The sequence below is a fragment of the Streptomyces sp. NPDC042201 genome (assembly GCF_055582185.1).
On record NZ_JBVJDS010000001.1, the window covers coordinates 886,550 to 908,409 of the forward strand.

20 protein-coding genes are annotated in these 21,860 nt (G+C 71.4%); 12 read left to right on the forward strand and 8 right to left on the reverse strand.

What is annotated here, in order from left to right:
* Positions 1 to 4: 4 nt before the first annotated feature.
* The 3 genes from ACZ6MZ_RS03850 to ACZ6MZ_RS03860 form a co-directional block, all read right to left on the reverse strand.
* The gene (locus ACZ6MZ_RS03850; protein ID WP_389792458.1) at positions 5 to 610 is read right to left on the reverse strand and encodes a hypothetical protein; all 606 of its coding nucleotides are present in this window, start codon (positions 608 to 610) and stop codon (positions 5 to 7) included.
* Between the two features lie 50 nt (positions 611 to 660).
* A complete protein-coding gene (locus ACZ6MZ_RS03855) occupies positions 661 to 1,191 on the reverse strand; it encodes a SigE family RNA polymerase sigma factor (protein ID WP_384179809.1) in 531 nt (176 codons plus the stop codon).
* A gap of 166 nt (positions 1,192 to 1,357) precedes the next feature.
* Positions 1,358 to 2,278: an HhH-GPD family protein gene (locus ACZ6MZ_RS03860; protein WP_384179811.1), complete on the reverse strand. Its 921-nt coding sequence runs from the start codon at positions 2,276 to 2,278 to the stop codon at positions 1,358 to 1,360.
* Positions 2,279 to 2,595: 317 nt separating this feature from the next.
* Between ACZ6MZ_RS03860 and ACZ6MZ_RS03865 the strand changes: the two genes are divergently transcribed.
* Positions 2,596 to 3,444, forward strand: a complete 849-nt coding sequence (locus ACZ6MZ_RS03865; protein ID WP_386877369.1) for a hypothetical protein — start codon at positions 2,596 to 2,598, stop codon at positions 3,442 to 3,444.
* Positions 3,445 to 3,526: 82 nt separating this feature from the next.
* Here the strand turns inward: ACZ6MZ_RS03865 and disA are convergent, their stop codons facing one another.
* On the reverse strand, positions 3,527 to 4,651 hold the full coding sequence (gene disA, locus ACZ6MZ_RS03870; RefSeq protein WP_389792453.1) for a DNA integrity scanning diadenylate cyclase DisA: 1,125 nt from the start codon (positions 4,649 to 4,651) through the stop codon (positions 3,527 to 3,529).
* Between the two features lie 44 nt (positions 4,652 to 4,695).
* Positions 4,696 to 6,105, reverse strand: coding sequence for a DNA repair protein RadA (radA, locus tag ACZ6MZ_RS03875; RefSeq protein WP_384179817.1), 1,410 nt, complete (start codon positions 6,103 to 6,105; stop codon positions 4,696 to 4,698).
* Between the two features lie 165 nt (positions 6,106 to 6,270).
* Here radA and ACZ6MZ_RS03880 point away from each other — a divergent pair, with 165 nt between their 5' ends.
* On the forward strand, positions 6,271 to 8,097 hold the full coding sequence (locus ACZ6MZ_RS03880) for a BACON domain-containing protein (RefSeq protein WP_469349600.1): 1,827 nt from the start codon (positions 6,271 to 6,273) through the stop codon (positions 8,095 to 8,097).
* A 35-nt stretch (positions 8,098 to 8,132) separates the two neighbouring features.
* Here ACZ6MZ_RS03880 and ACZ6MZ_RS03885 read toward each other — a convergent pair whose 3' ends face one another.
* Entirely contained in the window at positions 8,133 to 9,029 is an 897-nt protein-coding gene (locus ACZ6MZ_RS03885; RefSeq protein ID WP_469349601.1) for a DUF3109 family protein, read from the reverse strand.
* A gap of 40 nt (positions 9,030 to 9,069) precedes the next feature.
* On the opposite strand from ACZ6MZ_RS03885, the gene ACZ6MZ_RS03890 reads away from it, so the two are divergent.
* The 4 genes from ACZ6MZ_RS03890 (at position 9,070) to ilvD (ending at position 13,521) form a co-directional block, all read left to right on the forward strand.
* Positions 9,070 to 10,002, forward strand: coding sequence for a Ppx/GppA family phosphatase (locus ACZ6MZ_RS03890; RefSeq protein ID WP_469349602.1), 933 nt, complete (start codon positions 9,070 to 9,072; stop codon positions 10,000 to 10,002).
* 22 nt (positions 10,003 to 10,024) lie between these two features.
* Entirely contained in the window at positions 10,025 to 10,969 is a 945-nt protein-coding gene (locus tag ACZ6MZ_RS03895) for a sugar phosphate isomerase/epimerase family protein (RefSeq protein WP_389792442.1), read from the forward strand.
* Positions 10,966 to 11,577 carry a TetR/AcrR family transcriptional regulator gene (locus ACZ6MZ_RS03900; RefSeq protein ID WP_389792440.1) on the forward strand — a complete coding sequence of 204 codons (612 nt, stop codon included), beginning with the start codon at positions 10,966 to 10,968 and terminating at the stop codon, positions 11,575 to 11,577. The genes ACZ6MZ_RS03895 and ACZ6MZ_RS03900 overlap by 4 nt, the downstream gene beginning before the upstream one ends.
* A gap of 93 nt (positions 11,578 to 11,670) precedes the next feature.
* On the forward strand, positions 11,671 to 13,521 hold the full coding sequence (ilvD, locus tag ACZ6MZ_RS03905; protein WP_469349603.1) for a dihydroxy-acid dehydratase: 1,851 nt from the start codon (positions 11,671 to 11,673) through the stop codon (positions 13,519 to 13,521).
* Between the two features lie 128 nt (positions 13,522 to 13,649).
* Here the strand turns inward: ilvD and ACZ6MZ_RS03910 are convergent, their stop codons facing one another.
* Entirely contained in the window at positions 13,650 to 15,851 is a 2,202-nt protein-coding gene (locus ACZ6MZ_RS03910) for a serine/threonine-protein kinase (RefSeq protein ID WP_469349605.1), read from the reverse strand.
* A 125-nt stretch (positions 15,852 to 15,976) separates the two neighbouring features.
* Here ACZ6MZ_RS03910 and ACZ6MZ_RS03915 point away from each other — a divergent pair, with 125 nt between their 5' ends.
* From ACZ6MZ_RS03915 to proC, 6 genes are all read left to right on the forward strand, one after another.
* Positions 15,977 to 16,294, forward strand: a complete 318-nt coding sequence (locus tag ACZ6MZ_RS03915; protein WP_389792434.1) for a peptidase — start codon at positions 15,977 to 15,979, stop codon at positions 16,292 to 16,294.
* Positions 16,295 to 16,359: 65 nt separating this feature from the next.
* Positions 16,360 to 16,926 carry a hypothetical protein gene (locus tag ACZ6MZ_RS03920; RefSeq protein ID WP_389792432.1) on the forward strand — a complete coding sequence of 189 codons (567 nt, stop codon included), beginning with the start codon at positions 16,360 to 16,362 and terminating at the stop codon, positions 16,924 to 16,926.
* A 73-nt stretch (positions 16,927 to 16,999) separates the two neighbouring features.
* Positions 17,000 to 17,764, forward strand: a complete 765-nt coding sequence (locus ACZ6MZ_RS03925; protein WP_469349606.1) for a class I SAM-dependent methyltransferase — start codon at positions 17,000 to 17,002, stop codon at positions 17,762 to 17,764.
* Positions 17,765 to 17,797: 33 nt separating this feature from the next.
* Positions 17,798 to 18,565 (forward strand): ABC transporter ATP-binding protein, encoded by a 768-nt coding sequence (locus ACZ6MZ_RS03930; protein ID WP_389792428.1) that lies wholly within the window; start codon positions 17,798 to 17,800, stop codon positions 18,563 to 18,565.
* The gene (locus tag ACZ6MZ_RS03935; RefSeq protein ID WP_389792426.1) at positions 18,562 to 19,317 is read left to right on the forward strand and encodes an ABC transporter permease; all 756 of its coding nucleotides are present in this window, start codon (positions 18,562 to 18,564) and stop codon (positions 19,315 to 19,317) included. The genes ACZ6MZ_RS03930 and ACZ6MZ_RS03935 overlap by 4 nt, the downstream gene beginning before the upstream one ends.
* A 110-nt stretch (positions 19,318 to 19,427) precedes the next feature.
* Complete coding sequence (proC, locus tag ACZ6MZ_RS03940) at positions 19,428 to 20,237, forward strand: pyrroline-5-carboxylate reductase (protein ID WP_384179840.1); 810 nt, start codon at positions 19,428 to 19,430, stop codon at positions 20,235 to 20,237.
* A 57-nt stretch (positions 20,238 to 20,294) separates the two neighbouring features.
* Here proC and trpS read toward each other — a convergent pair whose 3' ends face one another.
* Positions 20,295 to 21,293: a tryptophan--tRNA ligase gene (trpS, locus tag ACZ6MZ_RS03945; RefSeq protein WP_469349608.1), complete on the reverse strand. Its 999-nt coding sequence runs from the start codon at positions 21,291 to 21,293 to the stop codon at positions 20,295 to 20,297.
* Positions 21,294 to 21,860: the final 567 nt, after the last annotated feature.

Consider the following 21,860-nt stretch of genomic DNA (forward strand, 5'->3'; position numbering starts at 1 on the left):
GCTCTCAGTTCTCGCTCGGCGTGGTCGGCTCGGGGGCGTACCCGTCTCCGTTGCCCACCGCTTTGCTGTAGTTGTTGCGCACCCGGTAGCGCTCGGTGAACTTGGTGCCGGACCAGCTGTAGGTCACCACGTCCTCGCCGGACGGATACGACACCGGATCGCCCTTCGCGTACACCTGCTGGGTGACGACCAGCTCGCCGCGGTCGATCGTGGCGTAGACCGCCGGCTCCTCGGCCGCGAAGACGTTCTCGTAGTGCTCGTTCGTCTCGCGGTACACGTAGGTCCCGATGCCGACCGAATCGCCGCAGGTCATCACGTTGACCACGACATCGGGAGCGGCGCCGCCGGTGAGCTCTCCGTACGAGGTGTCCACCGGGTACGAGTCCTCGGCGCACGGCTTGAGATCGGCCTTGATCCGCACGCCCACCTTGGGGTCGTGCTTGAGCAACGACACCGCGTCCACCGTCGTGGCGGGCGGCGGCGCCGACACCCTGGCGGTGGGCCCGCCCCGCTCGACCGGCGAGGTCACCGCCGCGCCCTCGTCCCTCGTCCCCGTACCGCCTGTCGAACAGCCGGCCGCGAGCACGCAGAAGGCGGCGAGCCCGGCCAAGGCCGTACAGCTCGCCGCGAATGATCTGCCCCCCGGCCGGTCAGGGCCTGTCAGGCCGCACACCTCTCCCGCCCCCGTTCCCGGCTTTCCCGCTCCCGGCTCTCCAACTCCTGACGGAGCCGGGCCAGCGCGCGGTGCAGCGTGCTCTTGACCGTACCCGCCGACATTCCGAGCGCCGCGGCCGTCTCTTCCGTACTCATCTGCTCCCAGTGTCGCAGCACGACGACACTGCGCTGCTTGGGAGCCAGCACCCCGAGCACGTCCATCAGCAGGGCACGGTCGGCGCGCTGCTCCGTGCCGTCCTCGACGCTCGCGTCGGGCAGCTGCTCGGTGGGGACCTCTTCGAGCTTGCGCGCGCGCCACCACTCCGTACGGGTGTTGATCATGACGCGGCGCAGATAGGCGTCGGCGAGGGACTTGTCCGCGATGCCGTCCCAGCGGCGGTACGTACGCGCCAGGGCGGTCTGCAGCAGGTCCTGCGCGTCGACGGGGTCGGGCACGAGGCGCCGGGCGCTCCGCAGCAGGGCCTCCTGCCGGGTACGCACGTACTCCTCGAATCCGAGCACCTCGCCCTGCGCCATGCCAACCGCCTCCGACCCCGTGATCATCCATGCCGTTCGTGTACGGCACTGAAATTACGGAGCGGTTGTCACGGAGGTGTGCGGGACAGACGTCGGCGGACGCACGGCTGCCCATCGGTTGTGTAACGGCCGCCGAGACGGCTCGCGCGGCGGCGCGAGCCGTCGGTCAGCTGAGCGGCAGCCGGTAGACCCCGCTCTCCATGGGCTCGACCAGCCCGTCGGCGACCAGGCCGTCCAGCGCCCTGGCCCGCTGCACCGGCTCCTCCCACACCGCGTCCAGGACAGCCTGTGGCACCGGCCCGACCGCCTCGCGAAGGACGGCGAGCAGTCTGCCGCGCACCTGGCGGTCGGTGCCCGCGTACGTCTGGCCACGCCGCGCCGGACCTTCGTGCGCCGGCTTCCCGGCCAGCCGCCAGGCGCACCGCGTGGCGATCGGACAGCGTGCGCAGCCCTCGTTCTTCGCCGTGCAGATCAGGGCGCCCAGCTCCATGGAGGACGCGGCCCAGCGCGCCGCGGTCGGCTCGTCCGCGGGCAGCAGTGAGCGGGCCAGCTTCCGCTCGGCGGCGGTGGTCGCGTTCGGTGGGTACTGGATGCCGGTCACGGCGCGCGCGAAGACGCGGCGCACATTCGTGTCGAGGACGGCGTGCCGCTGTCCGTACGCGAACGAGGCCACCGCCGCGGCCGTGTACTCGCCGATCCCGGGCAGCGCGAGCAGCTGCGCGTGCTCGCGGGGTACGTCGCCGCCGTAGCGCTCCGTTATCGCCTGCGCGGCCCCGTGCAGGCGCAGCGCACGGCGCGGATAGCCGAGCCGGCCCCAGGCGCGGACCGCCTCGCCGGGCGCCTCGGCGGCCAGATCGGCGGGGCGGGGCCAGCGGGCGAGCCACTGCTCGTATACGGGGAGCACCCGGCTCACCGGGGTCTGCTGGAGCATGAACTCGCTGACCATCACACCCCAGGCGCCGGCCTCGGGACGGCGCCAGGGCAGATCGCGGGCGTTCGCCTCGAACCACGCGATGACGGGGGTGTGCAGGGCGGCCGGATCGCCGGCAGACGTAGGAGTCGCGGAATTCGCGGAGGTAGCAGTCATGGCACCACCGATCCTGGCACGTTCCGGCGGGCGGACGGTGCAGCGAGCGGGGGCATGGCGGAGGTTGTCGCAGGATGAAGATCTGGGGGAGCGCCCCTCAGGAGCGTCACCGGCGGTTCACCGCGGACTCGGGTGAAGGCGGTCGTGAGCGGGGCGAAGGCGGTCGCGAACGGGGCAAGTACCGCCAGGGCCAAGGCCCGTGAGCCGGTAAGAGGAGCAGCCGTCATCGCCCGCCCAGGATGATGATCCGTAAAACTTGCGGAGACGGACGGCATGTGGGGCGGGAGTTGGCGCCGATCTCTCGTAGAGTTTGCGCCGTGGGATCTTTGCGCAATCCGGTCGGGCCGCTTCCCTCCACCATCTACTGGCGACGGAGGGCAGTAGCGGCGACGCTCATCGCGCTGCTCTCGCTGCTGGTCGTATGGGTCGTCACGTCCCGTGGGGGTGGCGGCAAGAAGGGCGGCGACACCTCCGACGGCGCCAATCCCGCGACCTCCATCACCCCCGGGCCCTCCGGGTCGGGGCCCGCCATCAGCGAACAGCCGGGCGGCCGTGACGAGTCGGGCGCGAACGGCGGGAACGGCGGTACGGACGCCGGCGGCGACGGCGGCAAGAACGGTGACACCGCCGGCAGCGGAGACGTGGGCGGCGCGGGCTCGGGCGGCACGGGCGGCGCGGCGAGCGGCGGTGGCGCCGGTATCGGTGGTACGGGCAGCGGTGGCGGCAGCAGTTCGGGCCAGCAGGTGCCGGCCGGCTCCACCCTTCCCAACTGCGCCCCGAACTCCCTCACCCTGCGGCTCGACACCACGAAGGTCGCCTACGACCCGGGCGAGAAGCCCGCGTTCCGCCTGATCGCCACGAACACCTCGAACACCACCTGCAAGGCGGACTTCGGACCGAAGGCCGTGGTGCTGACGGTCACCAACGCCGAGGACGACGAGGTCTGGTCCTCCCAGGACTGCCCGAAGACCGGCGCGCTGCTGTTCGAGGTCCCGGCGGGCGGGAGCATCACGCGCACCATCCCGTGGGACCGCAAGCAGAGCGCGCCGCAGTGCGCCACCCCGCCGGCGGCCCCGGTCGGCCCCGGTACGTATCTGGTGGAGGCCAAGGCGTCGGGCGCGTCGGTGAAGCAGGGCCAGAAGTCCATCCGCCTGGAGAAGGACTGAGCCACGGGTCGGCAGAACGGTACGACGGAGAACGCCCCGGCCTGATGGCCGGGGCGTTCTGCGTCGTACCGGCCTCTATGGCCTAGACGTAACGCTCCAGGATCGACGACTCCGCCAGCCGCGACAGGCCCTCCCGCACACTGCGGGCCCGCGCCTCGCCGACGCCGTCCACCGTCTGCAAGTCGTCGACGCTCGCCGCCAGCAGCTTCTGCAGCCCGCCGAAGTGCTCGACCAGCCGCTCGATGATGGCGCCCGGCAGCCGCGGCACCTTGGCCAGCAGCCGGTAACCGCGCGGCGATACCGCGGAGTCGAGCGTCTCGGGCGAACCGCTGTACCCCAGCGCCCGTGCCACCACGGGCAGTTCCAGCAGCTCCGCGTGGCTCAGCGAGTCCAGCTCGCCGAGCGCCTCGCCGACCGTACGGGACCGCTTCGCGGTCGGCTCGGGGACATAGTCGCGCGCGACGAGATCCCGCTCCGGCTCCACGCCCGCGATCAACTCGTCCAGCTGGAGCGAGAGAAGCCGGCCGTCGGTGCCCAGCTCGACCACGTACTCGGCGATCTCCGTGGCGATCCGGCGCACCATCTCAAGGCGCTGCGCCACCGCCGACACGTCCCGGACCGTCACCAGGTCCTCGATCTCCAGGGCGGACAGGGTGCCCGCGACCTCGTCGAGGCGGAGCTTGTACCGCTCGAGCGTGGCCAGCGCCTGGTTCGCCCGGGAGAGGATCGCCGCCGACTCCTCCAGGACCCGGCGCTCCCCGTTCACGTACAGCGCGATCAACCGCATCGACTGCGATACGGAGACCACCGGGAAGCCGCACTGCTTGGACACCCGGTCCGCCGTGCGGTGGCGGGTGCCGGTCTCCTCGGTGGGAATGGAGGATTCCGGGACCAATTGGACACCGGCCCGCAGAATCTTGGTCATGTCCTTGTCGAGGATGAGCGCGCCGTCCAGCTTGCACAGCTCGCGCAGCCGGGTCGCGGTGAACTCCACGTCCAGCACGAAGCCGCCCGTGCACATCGATTCGACGGTCTTGTCCATGCCGAGGACGATCAGACCGCCGGTGTTGCCGCGCAGGATCCGCTCCAGCCCGTCGCGCAGTGCCATCCCCGGCGCCACAGCGCTCAGGGAGGCGCGCATCAGCGCTTCGTTGCCGGAGCCCGCGCCGGACTTTCCGGGCGCTGATGCCCGGTCGTTGGCTGCCACTGCACTCCTCCGGCTCGTACGGATGGGCGAGACCAGGGCAAAGTCTACCGGCGTGCGTTGTCCTCCCGTGGGGCGTCCGCACGACCCCGCCGTGGCAGCACGCGTAGCGCGTCCCCCATATCGGCGACTTCTGTGACCTTCATACCGGCGGGGATCTTCCCCGGATCGGTCGGGACAAGGGCCTGGGTGAAGCCGAGACGGTGCGCCTCGGCAAGCCTGCGCTGCACGCCCGTGACCCGTCTGACCTCGCCCGCGAGCCCGACTTCGCCGATCGCGACCAGGTTCTTCGGCAGCGGGGTGTCGCTGGCCGCGGAGGCCAGCGCGAGCGCGATGGCCAGATCCGCGGCGGGCTCGGAGAGCTTTACGCCGCCGACCGTCGCGCTGTAGATGTCGCGCTTGCCGAGCGAGCTGATCCGGCCGCGCTGCTCCAGCACGGCCAGCATCATCGAGACCCGGGAGGTCTCCAGACCGGAGGTGGTGCGCCGGGGTGAGGGGATCTGCGAGTCGACCGTCAGCGCCTGCACCTCGGCGACGAGCGGGCGGCGGCCTTCGAGGGTGACGGTGAGGCAGGTGCCGGGCACCGGCTCGTCACGGCGGGTGAGGAACAGCCCCGACGGGTCCGTCAGCCCCGTGATCCCCTCGTCGTGCAGTTCGAAGCAGCCGACCTCGTCGGTCGCTCCGTAGCGGTTCTTGATGCCCCGGACGAGCCGCAGCCGGGCGTGCCGGTCGCCCTCGAAGGACAGCACGACATCCACCAGGTGTTCGAGCAGCCGGGGGCCCGCGATGGCGCCGTCCTTGGTGACATGGCCCACCAGCAGGGTGGACATGCCCCGCTCCTTGGAGACCCGGATGAGCGCGCCCGCGACCTCCCGGACCTGGGCCATGCCGCCGGGCGCCCCGTCGATCTCGGGCGACGCCACGGTCTGTACGGAGTCCAGGATGAGCAGCGAGGGCTTGACCGCGTCGAGATGGCCGAGGACCGCGGAGAGGTCCGTCTCGGCGGCGAGATAGAGATGGTCGTTGATGGCCTTGATCCGGTCGGCGCGCAGCCGTACCTGGCTGGTGGACTCCTCGCCCGTCACATAGAGCGTGCGGTGCTCGTCGCTCGCCGCCTTCGCCGCGACATCGAGCAGCAGCGTGGACTTGCCGACGCCCGGCTCGCCCGCGATCAGCACGACGGCACCGGGCACGAGCCCGCCGCCGAGCACGCGGTCCAGCTCGTCGACCCCGGTGGAGCGCGCGGTGGCCGTGCGGACGTCGACCTGGCCGATGGGGAGCGCGGCGGTGGAGACCCGGCCGGCCGCGGTGGTCCGCACCGCGGGGGCGCCGTACTCCTCGACCGTCCCCCATGCCTGGCACTCGGGGCAGCGGCCGAGCCACTTGGCGGTCGTCCAGCCGCACTCGGTGCAGCGGTAGGACGGCCTGTCCTTGGCGGATTTCGTACGGGCAGCCATGGCGTCACCGTATAGGTGTCCACTGACAGCCCCGACCACGGCGACGGTCGCTCCGGCCGGGAAATCGGACGCTCGTGTCCCCTTTTGAGGGATAACTTCACCCGTAAGAAGTAAATGTGCTCAAGGGGAGTGAAGGGCGCGGGGTGCCTTGTCTACCGTCGCCGGGTGACCAGCAGCAGTCCCGAAACCTCCCCGCACACCACCGGCGCACACCGCGCGTCCCGCCGTGCGCCCCGTTCGGCGGCGCAGCGCACGCCCGCGCGTGACGAGCCCTATCTGGACGGCCTGTTCACCTACTGCCTCTCCGTGCTGTGCGACCACGGCGCGGCGACCGAGGTGCTCGGTGAGGTCCTGGCCATCTCCGAGCGCCAGTACGGCCGTTGTCCCTCGGGCGCCGGGGAGCGGAAGGCCTGGCTGTACGCACTCGCCCGCTGGGCGTGTCTGCGCAGGCTCACCGAACTGCGCCGGCAGCGGCAGGGGGCGCATTCGGGCCGCCGCGAGCCGACCCCCGCGGCCGCCACGGCCTCCGCACCGGCGGCCGCTGCCGAGCCGGAGACCGCCGCCGAGGCGGAGACCGCCGAGCGCCACCGGCGGGAACTCGCCGCGCTGGCCTGGCCCGAGGCCGCCGGTACGACACCCGAACAGCGCGAGATCCTGGAGCTGGCCGTACGCCATCAGCTCGGCCCGCGCGAGGTCGCCGCCGTGCTGTCCATGGAGCTGCCCGCGGCCCGGGAACTGCTCGCCTCCGCCGCCTGCGAGGTGGATCGCACCCGCGCCGCGCTCGCCGTCGTCGAGACCGGCGACTGCCCGTCCGTCGCCCGGCTCACCGGCGACAGCCACGTACTGCTCTCGGCCGCGCTCCGGCGTGAACTGGTCCGGCATGTCGACGACTGCCCCCGCTGCCGCCGCGCCGCCGAGCGCGCGGGGGCGGTCGGTCCGTGGCCGGGGTCGCCCTCCTCGCCGGGCACGCCCGCGCTGTCCGTCGCGCGCACCTCGCTCGACGTCCTGCCGCTCGTCGAGGCGCCGAGGGCCGCCGCGTACACCGCGATGACCCAGGTCCCGCGCGCCCGGGGATCGGCCCCGCGCTTCGGCCGCAACGGCTTCCCTGTGGACCCCAAGGACCGTGCGGCCCGCCGGCGGCGGCTGCGGGCGCGGGCCGTGACGACGACCGTCGTGGCGACGGTCGTCGCCGCTCCCGTGCTCGCCCTCTGGGCGGCGTACCGGGGCGCACCGCTGACCGGGGAGGGCCACAACGGCTCCTCGATCAGCGCGGGCGACCAAGGACCGCCCGGCGCCGACGGGCGGCCCTACGACCACTACGAGAACGCGGGCAATGCCCAGTACAGGCCCGGCGCCCGCTTCACCGCGGGCGGCCGCACGCCCGATGTCTCGGTCGAGGTCATCAGCGACAGCACGCCCGCGCCGCCGTCACGCCCGGGGCAGCAGGCCGCCGGCCGTCTCACGGTCGAGGCCCGGTCCGCCGGTGACACGACGATGATCACGCTCAGGGCCTCCGGCGGAGCGCCGGTCTCCTGGTCCGCCAGGACCGGCGCCCGCTGGCTGCTGCTGAGCAGCGCTGACGGCACGCTCGAACCCGGCGAGTCGATCACGATCCGCGTCTTCGTCGACCAGCGGTACGAGCCGGCCGGGCCCTGGAGCGCGCGGATCGCGCTGTATCCCTCGGGATCGATGGTGAAGATCGACGGCTACGGCTCCAGGCCGCCGTCCCCGGACCGTCCACCGCGTCCGGGACACCCAGGACACTCCGGCCATCCCGGACACCCGGGCCCCGGCAGCCCGACGCCACCGGGCCCCTCGGACCCCGGCTCACCAGGACCCACCGAGCCGGGACCGCCGGATCCGAGCGGTCCCGGCCCCACGGACCCGGGCCCCGGTGATCCGGACCCGGAGGACCCGGATCCGGACCCGTCCTACCCGGATCCCTCCGTGCCGGAGCCGTCCGAGCCGTCGTACCCGGCCCCCGTGGACTAGGCCCTACATGACCTATGACCCGTCCAGCCGGCGCGTCAGGCCGTGGCCGGGTCCGCCGGATGCGGGGCCACCAGCGGAAGCTCGCTCGCCATGCGCTGTTCGCACAGCTCGACCAGCCGGTCGTACCCCTCCTTGCCCATCAGCTCGGTCAGCTCCGGCCGGTACGTCTTGTACACCGGGTCGCCCGCGCCGTGCGCCGAGGTCGCCGAGGTGCACCACCAGTGCAGATCGTGGCCCCCCGACCCCCAGCCGCGCCGGTCGTACTCCCCGATCGACACCTGGAGCACGCGCGTGTCGTCGGGCCGCTCGATCCAGTCGTACGTACGCCTGACCGGGAGCTGCCAGCAGACGTCCGGCTTCGTCTCCAGCGGCTCGCGCCCCTCGCGCAGCGCCAGGATGTGGAGCGAGCAGCCGGCGCCCGCCGCGAAGCCGGGGCGGTTCTGGAAGATGCAGGAGCCCTCCCAGCGCCGCGTCTGCCGCTCGCCGTCCTCGTCGGTCTGCGTCCAGCCCGTGGCCGTCCCCTCCTCGTGGAACTGCCACAGCTCCGGGGTGAGACGTGCGACATGCCCGGCGACCCGTTTCTCGTCGTCCTTGTCGGAGAAGTGCGCGCCCAGCGTGCAGCACCCGTCGTCGGCGCGGCCCGCCTGGATGCCCTGGCAGCCGCTGCCGAAGACGCAGGCCCACCGCGAGGTGAGCCAGGTCAGATCGCAGCGGAAGACCTGCTCGTCGTCGGCGGGGTCGGGGAATTCGACCCACGCGCGGGCGAAGTCCAGGCCCTTCTCGTCAGGAACGCCACGCGTCCGGGGAGCGCTCTTGGTCCTGCGCGGGGCCTTGCCCTGCGCCGTGTCAGGGGCCGTTCGAGCCTCCTGCCCCTGATCCTGCACATTCGGGCCCTTGGCTTTGCCCGGTTTCGCCTTTTTCGTCTTTGGCACGGGTCCAGCGTATGCGCGCGGTCGCAGTAGCGTTCCGCTCATGAGACTCGGAGTCCTCGACGTCGGTTCGAACACGGTGCATCTGCTGGCGGTCGACGCCCACCGCGGCGCCCGTCCGCTGCCCGCGTATTCGTACAAGGCGGAGCTGCGACTCGCCGAGCTCCTCGACGAGGACGGCGCGATCGGACCCGACGGTGTCGACCGGCTGGTGGCGACCCTCGCCGACGCGCTCCAGGCCGCCGAGGACAAGGGCTGCGAGGACGTGCTGCCGTTCGCGACCTCCGCCGTACGGGAAGCCAGCAACGCCGACCGGGTCCTCGCGCGGGTCAAGAGCGAGACCGGGGTCGATCTCGAAGTCCTCACCGGCGAGCAGGAGGCCCGGCTCACCTTTCTCGCGGCCCGCCGCTGGTTCGGCTGGTCGGCCGGGAAACTGCTGGTCCTGGACATCGGCGGCGGCTCGCTGGAGGTCGCGTACGGAATCGACGAGGCGCCGGACGCCGCCTCGTCCCTGCCCCTGGGAGCCGGCCGCCTCACGGCCGGCTGGCTGCCCGGCGATCCGCCCGACCCGGTCGATGTGAAGGCGCTGCGCCGCCATGTGCGCGCGCAGATCGCCCGTACGGTCGGCGAGTTCGCCCGGTTCGGCAGCCCGGACCATGTGGTGGCGACCTCCAAGACCTTCAAACAGCTGGCGCGGCTCGCCGGGGCCGCACGCTCCGCCGAGGGCCTGTACGTGCAGCGCGAACTGAGTCGTACGTCACTGGAGGAGTGGGTGCCCAAGCTGGCCGCGATGAACGCGCTCCAGCGCGCCGGACTCCCCGGTGTCTCCGAGGGCCGGTCCTCCCAGCTGCTGGCAGGAGCGCTGGTCGCGGAGGGGGCGATGGACCTGTTCGGGGTCGAGACGCTGGAGATCTGCCCCTGGGCGCTGCGCGAGGGCGTCATCCTGCGCCGCCTCGACCAGCTCCCGACCACGTAGGCGCGGCCCGTACGCTGTCTCCGTGGCAGAACCAGTGGTGCGCGTCCCGGATGCGAAGGTCGCTCTCTCGACGGCTTCGGTCTATCCGGAGTCCACGGCGACGGCCTTCGAGATCGCCGCGCGCCTGGGGTACGACGGCGTCGAGGTCATGGTCTGGACCGATCCCGTCAGCCAGGACATCGAGGCGCTGCGCCGGCTCTCCGACTATCACGAGGTGCCGATACTCGCCGTCCACGCGCCCTGTCTGCTGATCACCCAGCGGGTCTGGTCGACCGACCCGTGGGTGAAGCTCAAGCGGGCACGGGCCGCCGCCGAGAGGCTCGGCGCCTCCACCGTGGTCGTGCACCCGCCGTTCCGCTGGCAGCGGCAGTACTCGCGCGATTTCGTGACCGGCATCTGGCGGATGGCGGGGGAGACGGACGTACGGTTCGCCGTCGAGAACATGTACCCGTGGCGCTACCGGGACCGCGAGATGCTCGCGTACGCACCCGACTGGGACGTCACCAAGGACGACTACCGGCACTTCACCGTCGATCTCTCGCACACCGCGACCGCCCGCACCGACGCCATGGCCATGATCGACCGGATGGGCGACCGGCTGGGGCATGTCCATCTCGCGGACGGCAGGGGATCGGCGAAGGACGAGCACCTCGTGCCGGGACGGGGCACGCAGCCGTGCGCCGAGCTGCTGGAACGGCTGGCCGGCGGCGGGTTCGAGGGCCATGTCGTGATCGAGGTCAACACCCGGCGCGCGATGTCCGCGGCCGAGCGCGAAGCCGATCTGGCGGAGGCGCTGGCCTTCGCACGGCTGCATCTGGCCTCCGCGCCGCCCGCGCCCCCGTCCGCCGCGCGGGCGCCCCGTACGTCCTCCGTGGGCCGTACGGGGAGCGCGCGCCGTACCTCAGGAGCCCCTGGAGCGACCGGCGCGTCCGGTTCCTCCGGCTCGTCGGGAGCGCGTCCGTCATGACCGGTACGGCTCCGCGCCGCCGCGGCCGCCCCGCCCGCAAGGACGCGGACACGGGCCCCGGCGCCCGGGAGAAGATCCTGCGGGAGGCCCGTACGGAATTCGCCGAGCGCGGCTACGACAAGACGTCCGTCCGGGGCATCGCCAAGGCCGCCGGCGTGGACCCGGCGCTCGTCCACCACTACTTCGGTACGAAGGACGAGGTCTTCGCGGCCGCCATCGAGGTCTCCTTCGAACCGGCCCTGGTGGTGCCCGCGCTGCTGGCCGGCGGTCCCGACGGCATCGGCGAGCGGCTCGCCCGCTACTTCATCGGCGTCTGGGAGAACCCGGTGACCCGGGCCCCGCTGCTGGCCGTCATCCGTTCCGCGCTGACGCACGAGGCGGCGGCCACGGTGCTGCGTACGTTCGTGCTGCGCCGGCTGCTGGAGCGGATCGCGGAGGAGCTCGACGTACCGGATCCGACGTTCCGCGCCGAGCTGGCCGCGTCCCACATGCTCGGGATCGCGTTCCTCCGGTATGTGATCAAGGCGGAACCGCTGGCCTCCGTGGACACCGAGGAGATCGTCGCGATGGTGGCGCCGACGCTCCAGCGCTACCTGACCGAAAGCTGAACGACAGTCCCGTATGCCGGACGTTGTGTCCAGATCTTGGAGTGCGGGCGTACGCTCGTAGACAGTCATTTTCTGCTGAAGGAGCGAGCGACGATGCCCGAGCTGAGGTCCCGCACTGTCACCCACGGCCGCAATATGGCGGGCGCGCGCGCCCTGATGCGGGCATCGGGCGTAGCGAGTGAGGACATCGGCAAGCCGATCATCGCGGTGGCCAACTCCTTCACCGAGTTCGTGCCCGGGCACACCCACCTCGCGCCGGTCGGCCGGATCGTCTCCGAAGCGATCAAGGCCGCGGGCGCCGTGCCGCGCGAGTTCAACACCATCGCCGTCGACGACGGCATCGCGATGGGCCACGGCGGAATGCTGTACTCCCTGCCGTCCCGCGATCTGATCGCCGACTCCGTCGAGTACATGGTCGAGGCGCACTGCGCGGACGCGCTGATCTGCATCTCCAACTGCGACAAGATCACCCCTGGCATGCTGATGGCCGCCCTGCGCCTCAACATCCCCACGGTCTTCGTCTCCGGCGGCCCGATGGAGGCCGGCAAGGCGACGCTGGTGGACGGCACGGTCCGCAAGCTCGACCTGATCAACGCGATCTCGGACGCGGTCAACGAGAGCGTCTCGGACGAGGACATCCTCCGTATCGAGGAGAACGCCTGCCCGACCTGCGGCTCCTGTTCCGGCATGTTCACGGCCAACTCGATGAACTGCCTGACCGAGGCCATCGGCCTCTCCTTGCCCGGCAACGGCTCGGTGCTGGCCACGCACACCGCCCGTAGGGCCCTGTACGAGAACGCGGGCCGCACGGTCGTCGAGATCACCAAGCGCCACTACGAGCAGGACGACGAGAGTGTCCTGCCGCGCAATATCGCCACCCGCGCGTCCTTCGACAACGCGATGGCGCTCGACATCGCCATGGGCGGCTCCACCAACACGATCCTGCATCTGCTGGCCGCCGCCCAGGAAGCCGAGCTGGACTACGGCCTCGGCGACATCGACGCCGTCTCCCGCCGTGTCCCCTGCCTGGCCAAGGTCGCGCCGAACGTCGCCCCCGGCGGCACGTACTACATGGAGGACATCCACCGGGCCGGCGGCATCCCCGCCATCCTGGGCGAGCTGTACCGCGGCGGGATGCTCAACGAGGACGTGCACACCGTCCACTCACCGAGCATCAAGTCCTGGCTGGAAACCTGGGACGTGCGCGGCGGCTCACCGTCCGACGAGGCCGTCGAGCTGTGGCACGCGGCCCCCGGCTGCGTCCGCTCCGCCGAGGCCTTCTCCCAGTCCGAGCGCTGGGCGACGCTCGACACGGACGCCGCGAACGGCTGCATCCGCGATGTCGCCCACGCCTACTCCAAGGACGGCGGCCTGGCGGTGCTGAAGGGCAACCTCGCCCTCGACGGCTGTGTGGTGAAGACGGCCGGCGTCGACGAGTCGATCTGGACCTTCGAGGGCCCGGCCGTCGTCTGCGAATCGCAGGAACAGGCCGTGGAGAAGATCCTCCGTAAGGAGATCGCCGAGGGCGATGTCATCGTCATCCGCTACGAGGGCCCGCGCGGCGGCCCCGGCATGCAGGAGATGCTCTACCCCACCTCGTACTTGAAGGGCCGCGGTCTCGGCAAGTCCTGCGCCCTGATCACCGACGGCCGCTTCTCCGGCGGTACGTCGGGCCTGTCGATCGGCCACGCCTCGCCGGAAGCGGCCTCGGGCGGCACGATCGCGCTGGTCCACGACGGCGACCGGATCCGGATCGACATCCCGGACCGTACGATCGAACTCCTCGTGTCCGACGAGGAGCTGGCGACCCGTCGCGCGGCCCTGAACGGGGTGTACGCCCCCGCCGACCGCGAACGCAAGGTCTCGGTGGCGCTGCGCGCCTACGCGGCGATGGCGACGAGCGCGGACAAGGGCGCGGTGCGGGACATCTCCCGTCTGGGCTGACGTCTCCGCCTCCCGCCTGGCTGACGCCTTCGCCTCCCGCCCGCGCTGACGCCTCCGCTGCTCCGTATCCGTACGGCCACCGGCCCCGCGGTCCTCAACAGGACCACGGGGCCGGCGCTGTCGGCGGGTCACCAGCGGGCGGGATCCTCGCTGTCGACGGCGAAGACGGACCCGTCGGGCGCGCCGGCGAAGACCTTGCCGGAGGCGACGACGGGGGCGGGCAGCGTGGCGACGAGCGTGTCGGTCCTCTCGGCCATGCGGGGCTTCGTCTGCCCCAGGAGCACTCCGCGCTCACTGTCGACGGCGAGCAGGCGCCCGTCGGCCGCGCTCATGTAGATCCGGCCCCCCACGGCCACGGGGCTCGACGTCCGGGTCACCGATGTCTCCAGCCGCCAGCGCTCGGCCTGTTGCGCGGTGCCGCTTTCGCGGGTGTCGATCGCGAGCAGCGATCCGGCGTACCCGAGGACGTAGACCGTGTCCCCGGCCACGGTGGCCTGTGCCTGATCGACCGGAAAGGCCAGCGGAACGCGGCGTACGGTCCGGCTCGCGGAATCGATCCGTACGACAGCGTCCATGGCGTCCTGGTTGTTGCGGGAGAGCAGGAACAGCGCGTCGTCGGTGGCCTGCACCGGGGTCAGCCATCCGGTCACCCGCTTCTTCCACAGGAGGTCTCCGGTTCCGGGGTCGATCCCGGTCACCTCCGTGGCCGTGCCGTCCTCCGACGGGGTAATGGCGAACAGCGGGCCGTCCTCGCCGCTCGCGGCCACCCACTGCGATCCGGTCCCGCTCTCCTGCCGTGTCCAGCGCTCCGCCCCTGTCGCACCGTCCACGGATCGCACCCGCCCCTGCTCGGTCACGAGCAGCACCGAGTCGCCGGCATGGCGGACGGAGGCGTACGGCGAGATGTCGACCTCCCAGCGGCGGTCACCCGACACCGGGTCGAGGGCTTCCAGCCGCTCTCCCGGTACGACGACGTGCAGCAGTCCGCCGGAAGGGACGGGCGCCGCGCCCTCTTCGACGGTTTTCGAGGCACTCGCGCCCTTCGTGGTCCAGTCGATGCCGCCGTCGGCCGGGTCGAGACGGGCCGTTCCCACCCCCGGGGCACTGCAGAAGACGGCCGAACCGCCGGCCGAACAGGCGGGCGGCCCGCCCGCGCTCTTACGGCCGCGCAGCTGGGTGTGCCACGGGTGGAACGTTTCGTCCTCACTGCCCGAGCCGGCCTTCGTGGCCGCGGTACCGGGGCTGCCGTCGTCCCCCGTGGCACGCATCGCGACGAATCCGGCCACGGCCAGGGCCGCCAGCGCCACGCCGATCGCCGCCCGGCGGACCTGCCGGCGACGGCCGGTCCGGGGCCGGGCCGGCCGGTCCGGGGCGGCCCCGGGCCGTACGGCCTGCGGTGGGTCGTCGTGAAGCCGTGCCGCCCGGGGGTGGGTGGTGGGCGTCGGATCCCCGGCCGCCGCGCGGGGCGGCTTCCGCTGCGCCGGTACGAGGGACCTCGCGCCGTGCGGCGACGGGCGCAGCGCGGTCATCAGCTCGTCCGTCGTCGGGCGGTCGGCCGGCTCCTTCGCCAGGCAACGTGTGATCAGGGGGAGGAGCTTCTCGGGCACCCCGGCCAATTCCGGCTCGTTGTGCACGACTTGGTACGCGACGATGTACGGGCTGTCCGAGTCGAAGGGACCGCGCCCGGTCGCCGCGTGGACCAGCACCGCGCCCATGGCGAACACATCGGCGGCGGGGCCGACTTCGCGCGGCCGCTGGAATTGCTCCGGGGCCATGAACGGCGGTGTGCCGATCAGCTTGCCCGTCTCCGTCCGCAGATCGCTGTCGGTGGGACGCGAGATGCCGAAGTCGATGACTTTGGGGCCGTCCGCCGCCAACAGGACATTGCTCGGCTTGAGATCGCGGTGCACCACCCCGGCCCGGTGAATGTCCCGAAGCCCCTCGGCCAGTCCCGCGCCCAGCTGGATCAACTCATCGGTTCCCAGCGGACCGTTCCGCTTCACCCGCTCGGACAGGGTGGGACCGTCGATGAACAGCGTGGCCATCCACGGCCGGTCAGCTTCGGGGTCGGCATCCACGACGGGCGCGGTGAAGGCCCCGCTCACCCGGCGGGCGGCCGCGATCTCCTGCCGGAACCGGGCCCTGAACTCCGGATCCGAGGCGTGGTTGGCATGGATGACCTTGACGGCAAGACGCAACCCCGAAGCGGACGTGGCCAGATGGACCACACCCATTCCGCCAGAGCCCAGGTCTGATTCGAGTAGATAACGACCGGCGTAATCCGGACGCTCGGCTTCCGGGGCCGGCCCGGTATTGCGCAGTGGTGGCATTGCCCACCCCCGTGTCTTCGTGCGCGAGCGCGCCGCACGGAGCCTAGTCGATGATGCGTGCGATCCAGCCATGGCTTGCTAGCCTGCGCGGCGCAGAGTGCGCACCTTCAATGGGGGAGGACCGAATGTCGATCGAAGAGGTTGAGAGCACCGCGGGGGATGTCGTGGAGGGGGCCGCTGTCGAGATGCTGGCGGCCAAGCGGTACCCGGTCGCTCCGGGCTACCGGGTGAACGTCCGCAGCGGTCCGGGTACGAACTACCAGGTCGTCAGGGTGCTCCCGTACGGGGCCAGCGTGCCGATCAACTGTCAGAAGCCGGGGGAGTCGGTCTCCGGTCCTTACGGGACATCCAACATCTGGGACAACATCGCCAACGGACAGTTCATCTCGGACTCGTACGTCCAGACGGGCAGTGACGGGTACGTCGCCGTACGCTGCGGCTGACCCGGCTCCGTACGCCGAACAGGGCCTCACGGGAGGCTCGTACGCGCAGGGGGATAATCGACCCTGTGAGCGAGCACCCCGAGCACCTTGAACACGATGAGCACTCCGCCGCGACCACGGCCACCGCTGACAGCGGTCGTGGTCGCGGTGGGCCGGAGCCCGAAGCCATCCGGTTCTTCGGTACGACCTGGGTCAGTCATGACGGGGGTTACGGACTGCGGCGTGTCGCGGTCGCCGTCGGCTCGCTCGCCACGGCCTTCGCCAGTTGCTTCCTGCTCCGTTTCGCCTATCAGGGCGTGGAGATCGCGGACGTGGGCTCCTTCGTCGGCGGGCTGATCGTCGTGATGTTCGCGGTCTGCGGTGCCATGGCGTTCCGCAGCACCTGGAGCGGCTTCATCCGCCGCCCGGCCGATCCCGGCCGCGAGGAGTCACTGCGCACCGTCAAGATGATCGGCTTCATCGGCTCGCTGATCGCCTACTTCCTGCGCTCTCTCGTCGAGGCCCCGGGGGAGGGGCTGCGCCGGGGCGAGTACGAGACGGCCGTCACCCAGTACGAGCGCCGCCGCAGCGCCCGCGCCGGCAACCCTGCCGCCCGCCGTGGCAGCAAGGGCAACAAGACCAAGCGCCGGTAGGACGGCAGCCGCCCAGGTCCTGTCCGGGGCGACCCCGGACGGCGAGGGCCCCGAACGGGCCTCTGCCGTCAGGATGAGACGCATGACCCGTCGCGCCCTCTCCTTCGATGCCGTCGCCGACCAGTACGACACGGCCCGCCCCGGCTACCCGCCCGCCCTCTTCGACGCCATCGAGGAACTGACCGGCCGCCCCCTCAAGGGCTCCCGGGTCATCGACGTCGGCGCCGGCACCGGAATCGCCACCCGCCTGCTGCGCGAGCGCGGCGCCCGGGTCACCGCCGTGGAGCCGGGCCCCGGCATGGCGGCCCGGCTGCGCCGCTCCCTTCCCGGCATCCCGCTGGTCCGGGGCCTCGGCGACGCCCTGCCGCTGGCGGACCGCTGCGCCGACCTCGTCACCTACGCCCAGGCCTGGCACTGGACCGACCCGGCCCGCTCCGTCCCCGAGGCCCTGCGCGTGCTCAGGCCCGGCGGCGCGCTCGCCCTCTGGTGGAACGTCTCCGATGCCGGCGTCCCCTGGGTCGCCGCCCAGGACGAGCGCCTCCGCGGCCAACTCGCCGGCGGTGCCCACAGCGCCACCGGCCGCGGCCGCAAACTGCCGGAGGAACTGGTCCGCGTGGAGCGCCGCGTGCCCTGGACCCGGCGCGTCACCCTCGACACCCACCTCGCCAATCTCGGCAGCCACTCCGTCTTCCGGGCGCTGGATGAACAGGCCACCGCCGCCGTTCTCGCGCGGGAACGTACCGAACTGCTCTCCCTCTTCCCCGACGGGATCGTCGAGGAGCCGTACGTCGTCGAGCTGACGGTGACACCGCGCGCCCCCGGCCCGTCCACCCCTTGACGGAGCCATCGGCGGCCACACATTATTCATCACATGATGAATTACTCCGGGGCCGCCATCCGTGCCCACGGCCTCACCGTCCTGCGAGGTGACCGCACCGTCCTGCGCGGCCTCGACTTCGCCGTACCGCCCGGCCGGATCACCGGCCTCCTCGGCCCCTCGGGCTGCGGCAAGTCGACCCTGATGCGCGCCGTCGTCGGCACCCAGGCCAAGGTCACCGGCACCCTCGACGTCCTCGGCCGGCCCGCCGGCCACGCCGCGCTGCGCGCCCGCATCGGCTATGTCACCCAGGCGCCCTCCGTCTACGACGACCTGACCGTCCGGCAGAACCTCGACTACTTCGCCGCCGTGCTCGACCCGGGCCGGTCCCGCCGCGCCGCCCGCCGGGAAGCGGTCGACCGCGCCATCACCGATGTCGACCTCACCTCCCACGCCGACTCGCTCGCGGGCAGACTCTCCGGCGGCCAGCGGGGCCGCGTCTCCCTCGCCGTCGCCCTGCTCGGCACCCCCGAACTCCTCGTCCTCGACGAGCCGACCGTCGGCCTCGACCCCGTCCTGCGCCGCGACCTGTGGAACCTCTTCCACCGCATCGCCGCCGAACGCGCCGCGACGATCCTCGTCTCCTCCCATGTCATGGACGAGGCCGAGCGCTGCCACCGGCTGCTCCTCATGCGCGAAGGCGAGATCCTCGCCGACGACACCCCGGACGCGCTCCGCAGCCGTACCCACTCGGAAACCGTCGAGGCGGCCTTCCTCCACCTGGTCGACGAGGCCAACGCACTCCAGGAGAGCGCCCGATGACCACCACGGCCCCCGTCTCCGCCGCCAGGACCCTGGCCACCGCCGCCCGCGTGCTCCGCCAACTGCGCCACGACCCGCGCTCCATCGCCCTGATGATCCTGGTCCCGTGCGTGATGCTCGTCCTCCTCCGCTACGTCTTCGACGGCAGCGCACGCACCTTCGACAACATCGGCGCCTCCCTCCTCGGCATCTTTCCGCTGATCACGATGTTCCTGGTCACCTCGATCGCCACCCTGCGCGAACGCACCTCCGGCACCCTGGAACGCCTGCTCGCCATGCCCCTGGGCAAGGCCGACCTGATCGTCGGCTACGCGCTGGCGTTCGGCGTGCTCGCCATCGTCCAATCCGCCCTCGCCACGGGCCTCGCGGTCTGGACCCTCGGCCTGGATGTCGTCGGATCGCCCTGGCTGCTCCTGCTGGTCGCGCTCCTCGACGCCCTGCTCGGCACGGCCCTCGGCCTCTTCGTCTCGGCCTTCGCCGCGTCCGAGTTCCAGGCGGTCCAGTTCATGCCGGCGGTGATCTTCCCCCAGCTCCTCCTCTGCGGACTGTTCGCCCCGCGCCCGACCATGCAGCCCGTCCTGGAGGCGATCTCCAACGCCCTGCCCATGTCCTACGCCGTCGACGGCATGAACGAGGTCCTGCGCCACCCGGACATCACCGGCGACTTCATCCGCGACACGCTGGTCGTCGCCGGCTGCGCCGTCCTCGTCCTCGCCCTGGGCGCGGCGACCCTCCGCCGCCGTACGGCCTGAACCTCTGGCCAGGGATCCCGCCCCTCGGACACCTCAGGCCCACCGCCCGCCCCCGGTGCGAGGATGGTTACGGACGACAACTGCACCACCCACCGGCGAGGTGACCCCGAATGACCCTGACAGTCGCAGTCCTCGGCACCGGCAAGATCGGCGAGGCCCTGCTCAGCGGCATGATCCGGGCCGGCTGGCGCCCCGCCGACCTGCTGGTCACCACCCGCCGCGAAGACCGCGCCGAGGAGCTCCGCAACCGCTACGGCGTCGAGACCGTCACCAACGCCGACGCCGCCAAGCGCGCCGATATCCTCATCCTCGCCGTCAAGCCGCAGGACATGGGCAAGCTGCTCGACGAGCTCCACCCCCACATCACCCCGGACCGCCTGATCATCAGCGCGGCCGCCGGTATCACCACCGCCTTCATAGAGGAACGCCTCGCCGTCGGCACCCCGGTCGTACGCGTCATGCCCAACACCCCCGTCCTGGTCGATGAGGGCATGTCCGTCATCTCGGCCGGCAGCCATGCCCTCGCTGTCCATCTGGCCCACGCCGACGAGATCTTCGGCGGCGTCGGCAAGACCCTCCGCGTCCCCGAATCCCAGCAGGACGCGGCCACCGCGCTCTCCGGCTCGGGCCCGGCGTACTTCTACTACCTCGTCGAGGCGATGACCGACGCCGGCATCCTCCTCGGCCTGCCCCGAGCCCAGGCAGCCGACCTGATCGTCCAGGCCGCCATCGGCGCCGCCGTCATGCTGCGCGACAGCGGCGAACACCCGGTGAAACTCCGCGAGGCCGTGACGTCCCCGGCCGGCACCACCATCAGCGCCATCCGGGAACTGGAGAACCACGGCGTACGGGCCGCCCTCATCGCCGCCATCGAAGCGGCCCGCGACCGCAGCCGCGCCCTCGCCTCCGGCAACGGCTGACCCCGGAGCCGCTGCCGGAAACCCGAGCACCCGCCGCGCTGCCTTCGCCCCGGCGGCTCAGCCGGCCGGCAGCAGTCCCACGGCCCGATAGGCCGCGTCGACCACCGGCCGGGCCATCCCCCTGGCCCGCTCCGCTCCCTCCTTCAGTACTCCGTCCACATAATTCGGATCCGCGGCCAACGCCGCATGCCGCTCCCGCAAGGGCCGCAGCAGCTCGACCACAGCCTCCGCGGTGTCCCGTTTCAGCGCGCCGTACGACTCATATACACCGGCCAGCTCGTCCGGGTTCCCGTTCCCGCACGCCGCGAGAATCTCCAGCAGATTCGCCACCCCCGGCTTCGCCTCGCGGTCGTACTCGACCTCCCGCCCGCTGTCGGTGACCGCCCGCATGATCTTTTTCCGCACCACATCGGCGTCGTCCAGCAGATACACGATCCCGGCGCCGGCCTCGTGCGACTTCCCCATCTTCGACGTCGGGTCCTGAAGATCCATGACCCGTGCGGCCACCGGCGGCCGGGTGGCCTTGGGCACGGTGAACGTGCGCCCGTAGCGTTGGTTGAACCGCACCGCGAGATCCCTGGTCAGCTCCACATGCTGCGTCTGATCGTCGCCGACCGGTACCTCGTCGGTGCGGTACGCCAGGATGTCCGCGGCCATCAGCACCGGATACGACAGCAGCGAGAACCGCACGCTCTCGCCGGACAGCTGGGCCCGCGCGCTCTTCTCCTTGTACTGGATCATGCGCCGCAGTTCCCCGTCCGTGGCCGTGCACTCCAGCAGATTCGAGAGCCGCGCATGTTCATCCACATGGCTCTGTACGAATACGGTGCAGAGAGCGGGGTCGAGTCCGGCCGCCAGCATCAGCGTGGCGGCCTGCCGACTGAGTCTGCGCACGCGAGCCGGATCGTGTTCGACGGTCAGGGCATGCAGATCCACCACGCTGAACAGGGCGTCGGCCCGGTGCTGATCGACCTCGGCCCACCTCCTAACAGCCCCGAGGTAGTTGCCCAGCGTCAGATGCCCGGTCGGCTTGATCCCACTGAAGATCCGTGTCATCTCTACTCACCCTCCTGATCGGAGCCGCCGCTTCCAGCGGCCGGCTCCCGAGGGGAGAAACACGAACGGCCGCCGAAGCGGCGGCCGTTGAGTGCATACGTATGTGGCGGCCGCCGTCAGGCGGCCCACCACTGAAGGATGCACGCATGCGTTGTCATGGGCCTCAGAGTAGCGGCCGAACCACCGAGTTGACACGCCAAACACGGATCCGTAATGTTCTCCGAGCTGTCCGACGTGAGCACCGGCCCCGGCCGGTCCCCGGACAGTCATTCCGCAAGACCCACTACAAGCGAGCGACTGCTGGTCGCATTGTTTTGCGTGTGTCTTTGCGAATGAGGAATCCGCGTTCGAAGGGACGCGGCCCCGATTAGCGTCAGGGCCGAGGATTCCGCTAAAGTCTCACTCGTCGGAACGGCCGAAGGGCTGGGACGACAGCCCACTCTGACTGGGAATCAGGCCCGAAAGGATCTGGTAGAGTCGGAATCGCCGGAAAGGGAAACGCGAAAGCGAAGAACCGGAAGGCAACCCCGCTCCGACGGGGAATCGGACACGAAAGAGTCTGATAGA

Excerpts from the sequence above, each read along its gene's own strand:
- ACZ6MZ_RS03855 (WP_384179809.1), bottom strand. The coding sequence starts at position 1,191 with ATGGCGCAGGGCGAGGTGCTCGGATTCGAGGAGTACGTGCGTACCCGG.
- ACZ6MZ_RS03860 (WP_384179811.1), bottom strand. The coding sequence starts at position 2,278 with ATGACTGCTACCTCCGCGAATTCCGCGACTCCTACGTCTGCCGGCGAT.
- radA (WP_384179817.1), bottom strand. The coding sequence starts at position 6,105 with ATGGCTGCCCGTACGAAATCCGCCAAGGACAGGCCGTCCTACCGCTGC.
- ACZ6MZ_RS03890 (WP_469349602.1), top strand. The coding sequence starts at position 9,070 with ATGAGACTCGGAGTCCTCGACGTCGGTTCGAACACGGTGCATCTGCTG.
- ACZ6MZ_RS03900 (WP_389792440.1), top strand. The coding sequence starts at position 10,966 with ATGACCGGTACGGCTCCGCGCCGCCGCGGCCGCCCCGCCCGCAAGGAC.
- ilvD (WP_469349603.1), top strand. The coding sequence starts at position 11,671 with ATGCCCGAGCTGAGGTCCCGCACTGTCACCCACGGCCGCAATATGGCG.
- ACZ6MZ_RS03910 (WP_469349605.1), bottom strand. The coding sequence starts at position 15,851 with ATGCCACCACTGCGCAATACCGGGCCGGCCCCGGAAGCCGAGCGTCCG.
- ACZ6MZ_RS03915 (WP_389792434.1), top strand. The coding sequence starts at position 15,977 with ATGTCGATCGAAGAGGTTGAGAGCACCGCGGGGGATGTCGTGGAGGGG.
- ACZ6MZ_RS03925 (WP_469349606.1), top strand. The coding sequence starts at position 17,000 with ATGAGACGCATGACCCGTCGCGCCCTCTCCTTCGATGCCGTCGCCGAC.
- ACZ6MZ_RS03930 (WP_389792428.1), top strand. The coding sequence starts at position 17,798 with ATGATGAATTACTCCGGGGCCGCCATCCGTGCCCACGGCCTCACCGTC.
- ACZ6MZ_RS03935 (WP_389792426.1), top strand. The coding sequence starts at position 18,562 with ATGACCACCACGGCCCCCGTCTCCGCCGCCAGGACCCTGGCCACCGCC.
- proC (WP_384179840.1), top strand. The coding sequence starts at position 19,428 with ATGACCCTGACAGTCGCAGTCCTCGGCACCGGCAAGATCGGCGAGGCC.
- trpS (WP_469349608.1), bottom strand. The coding sequence starts at position 21,293 with ATGACACGGATCTTCAGTGGGATCAAGCCGACCGGGCATCTGACGCTG.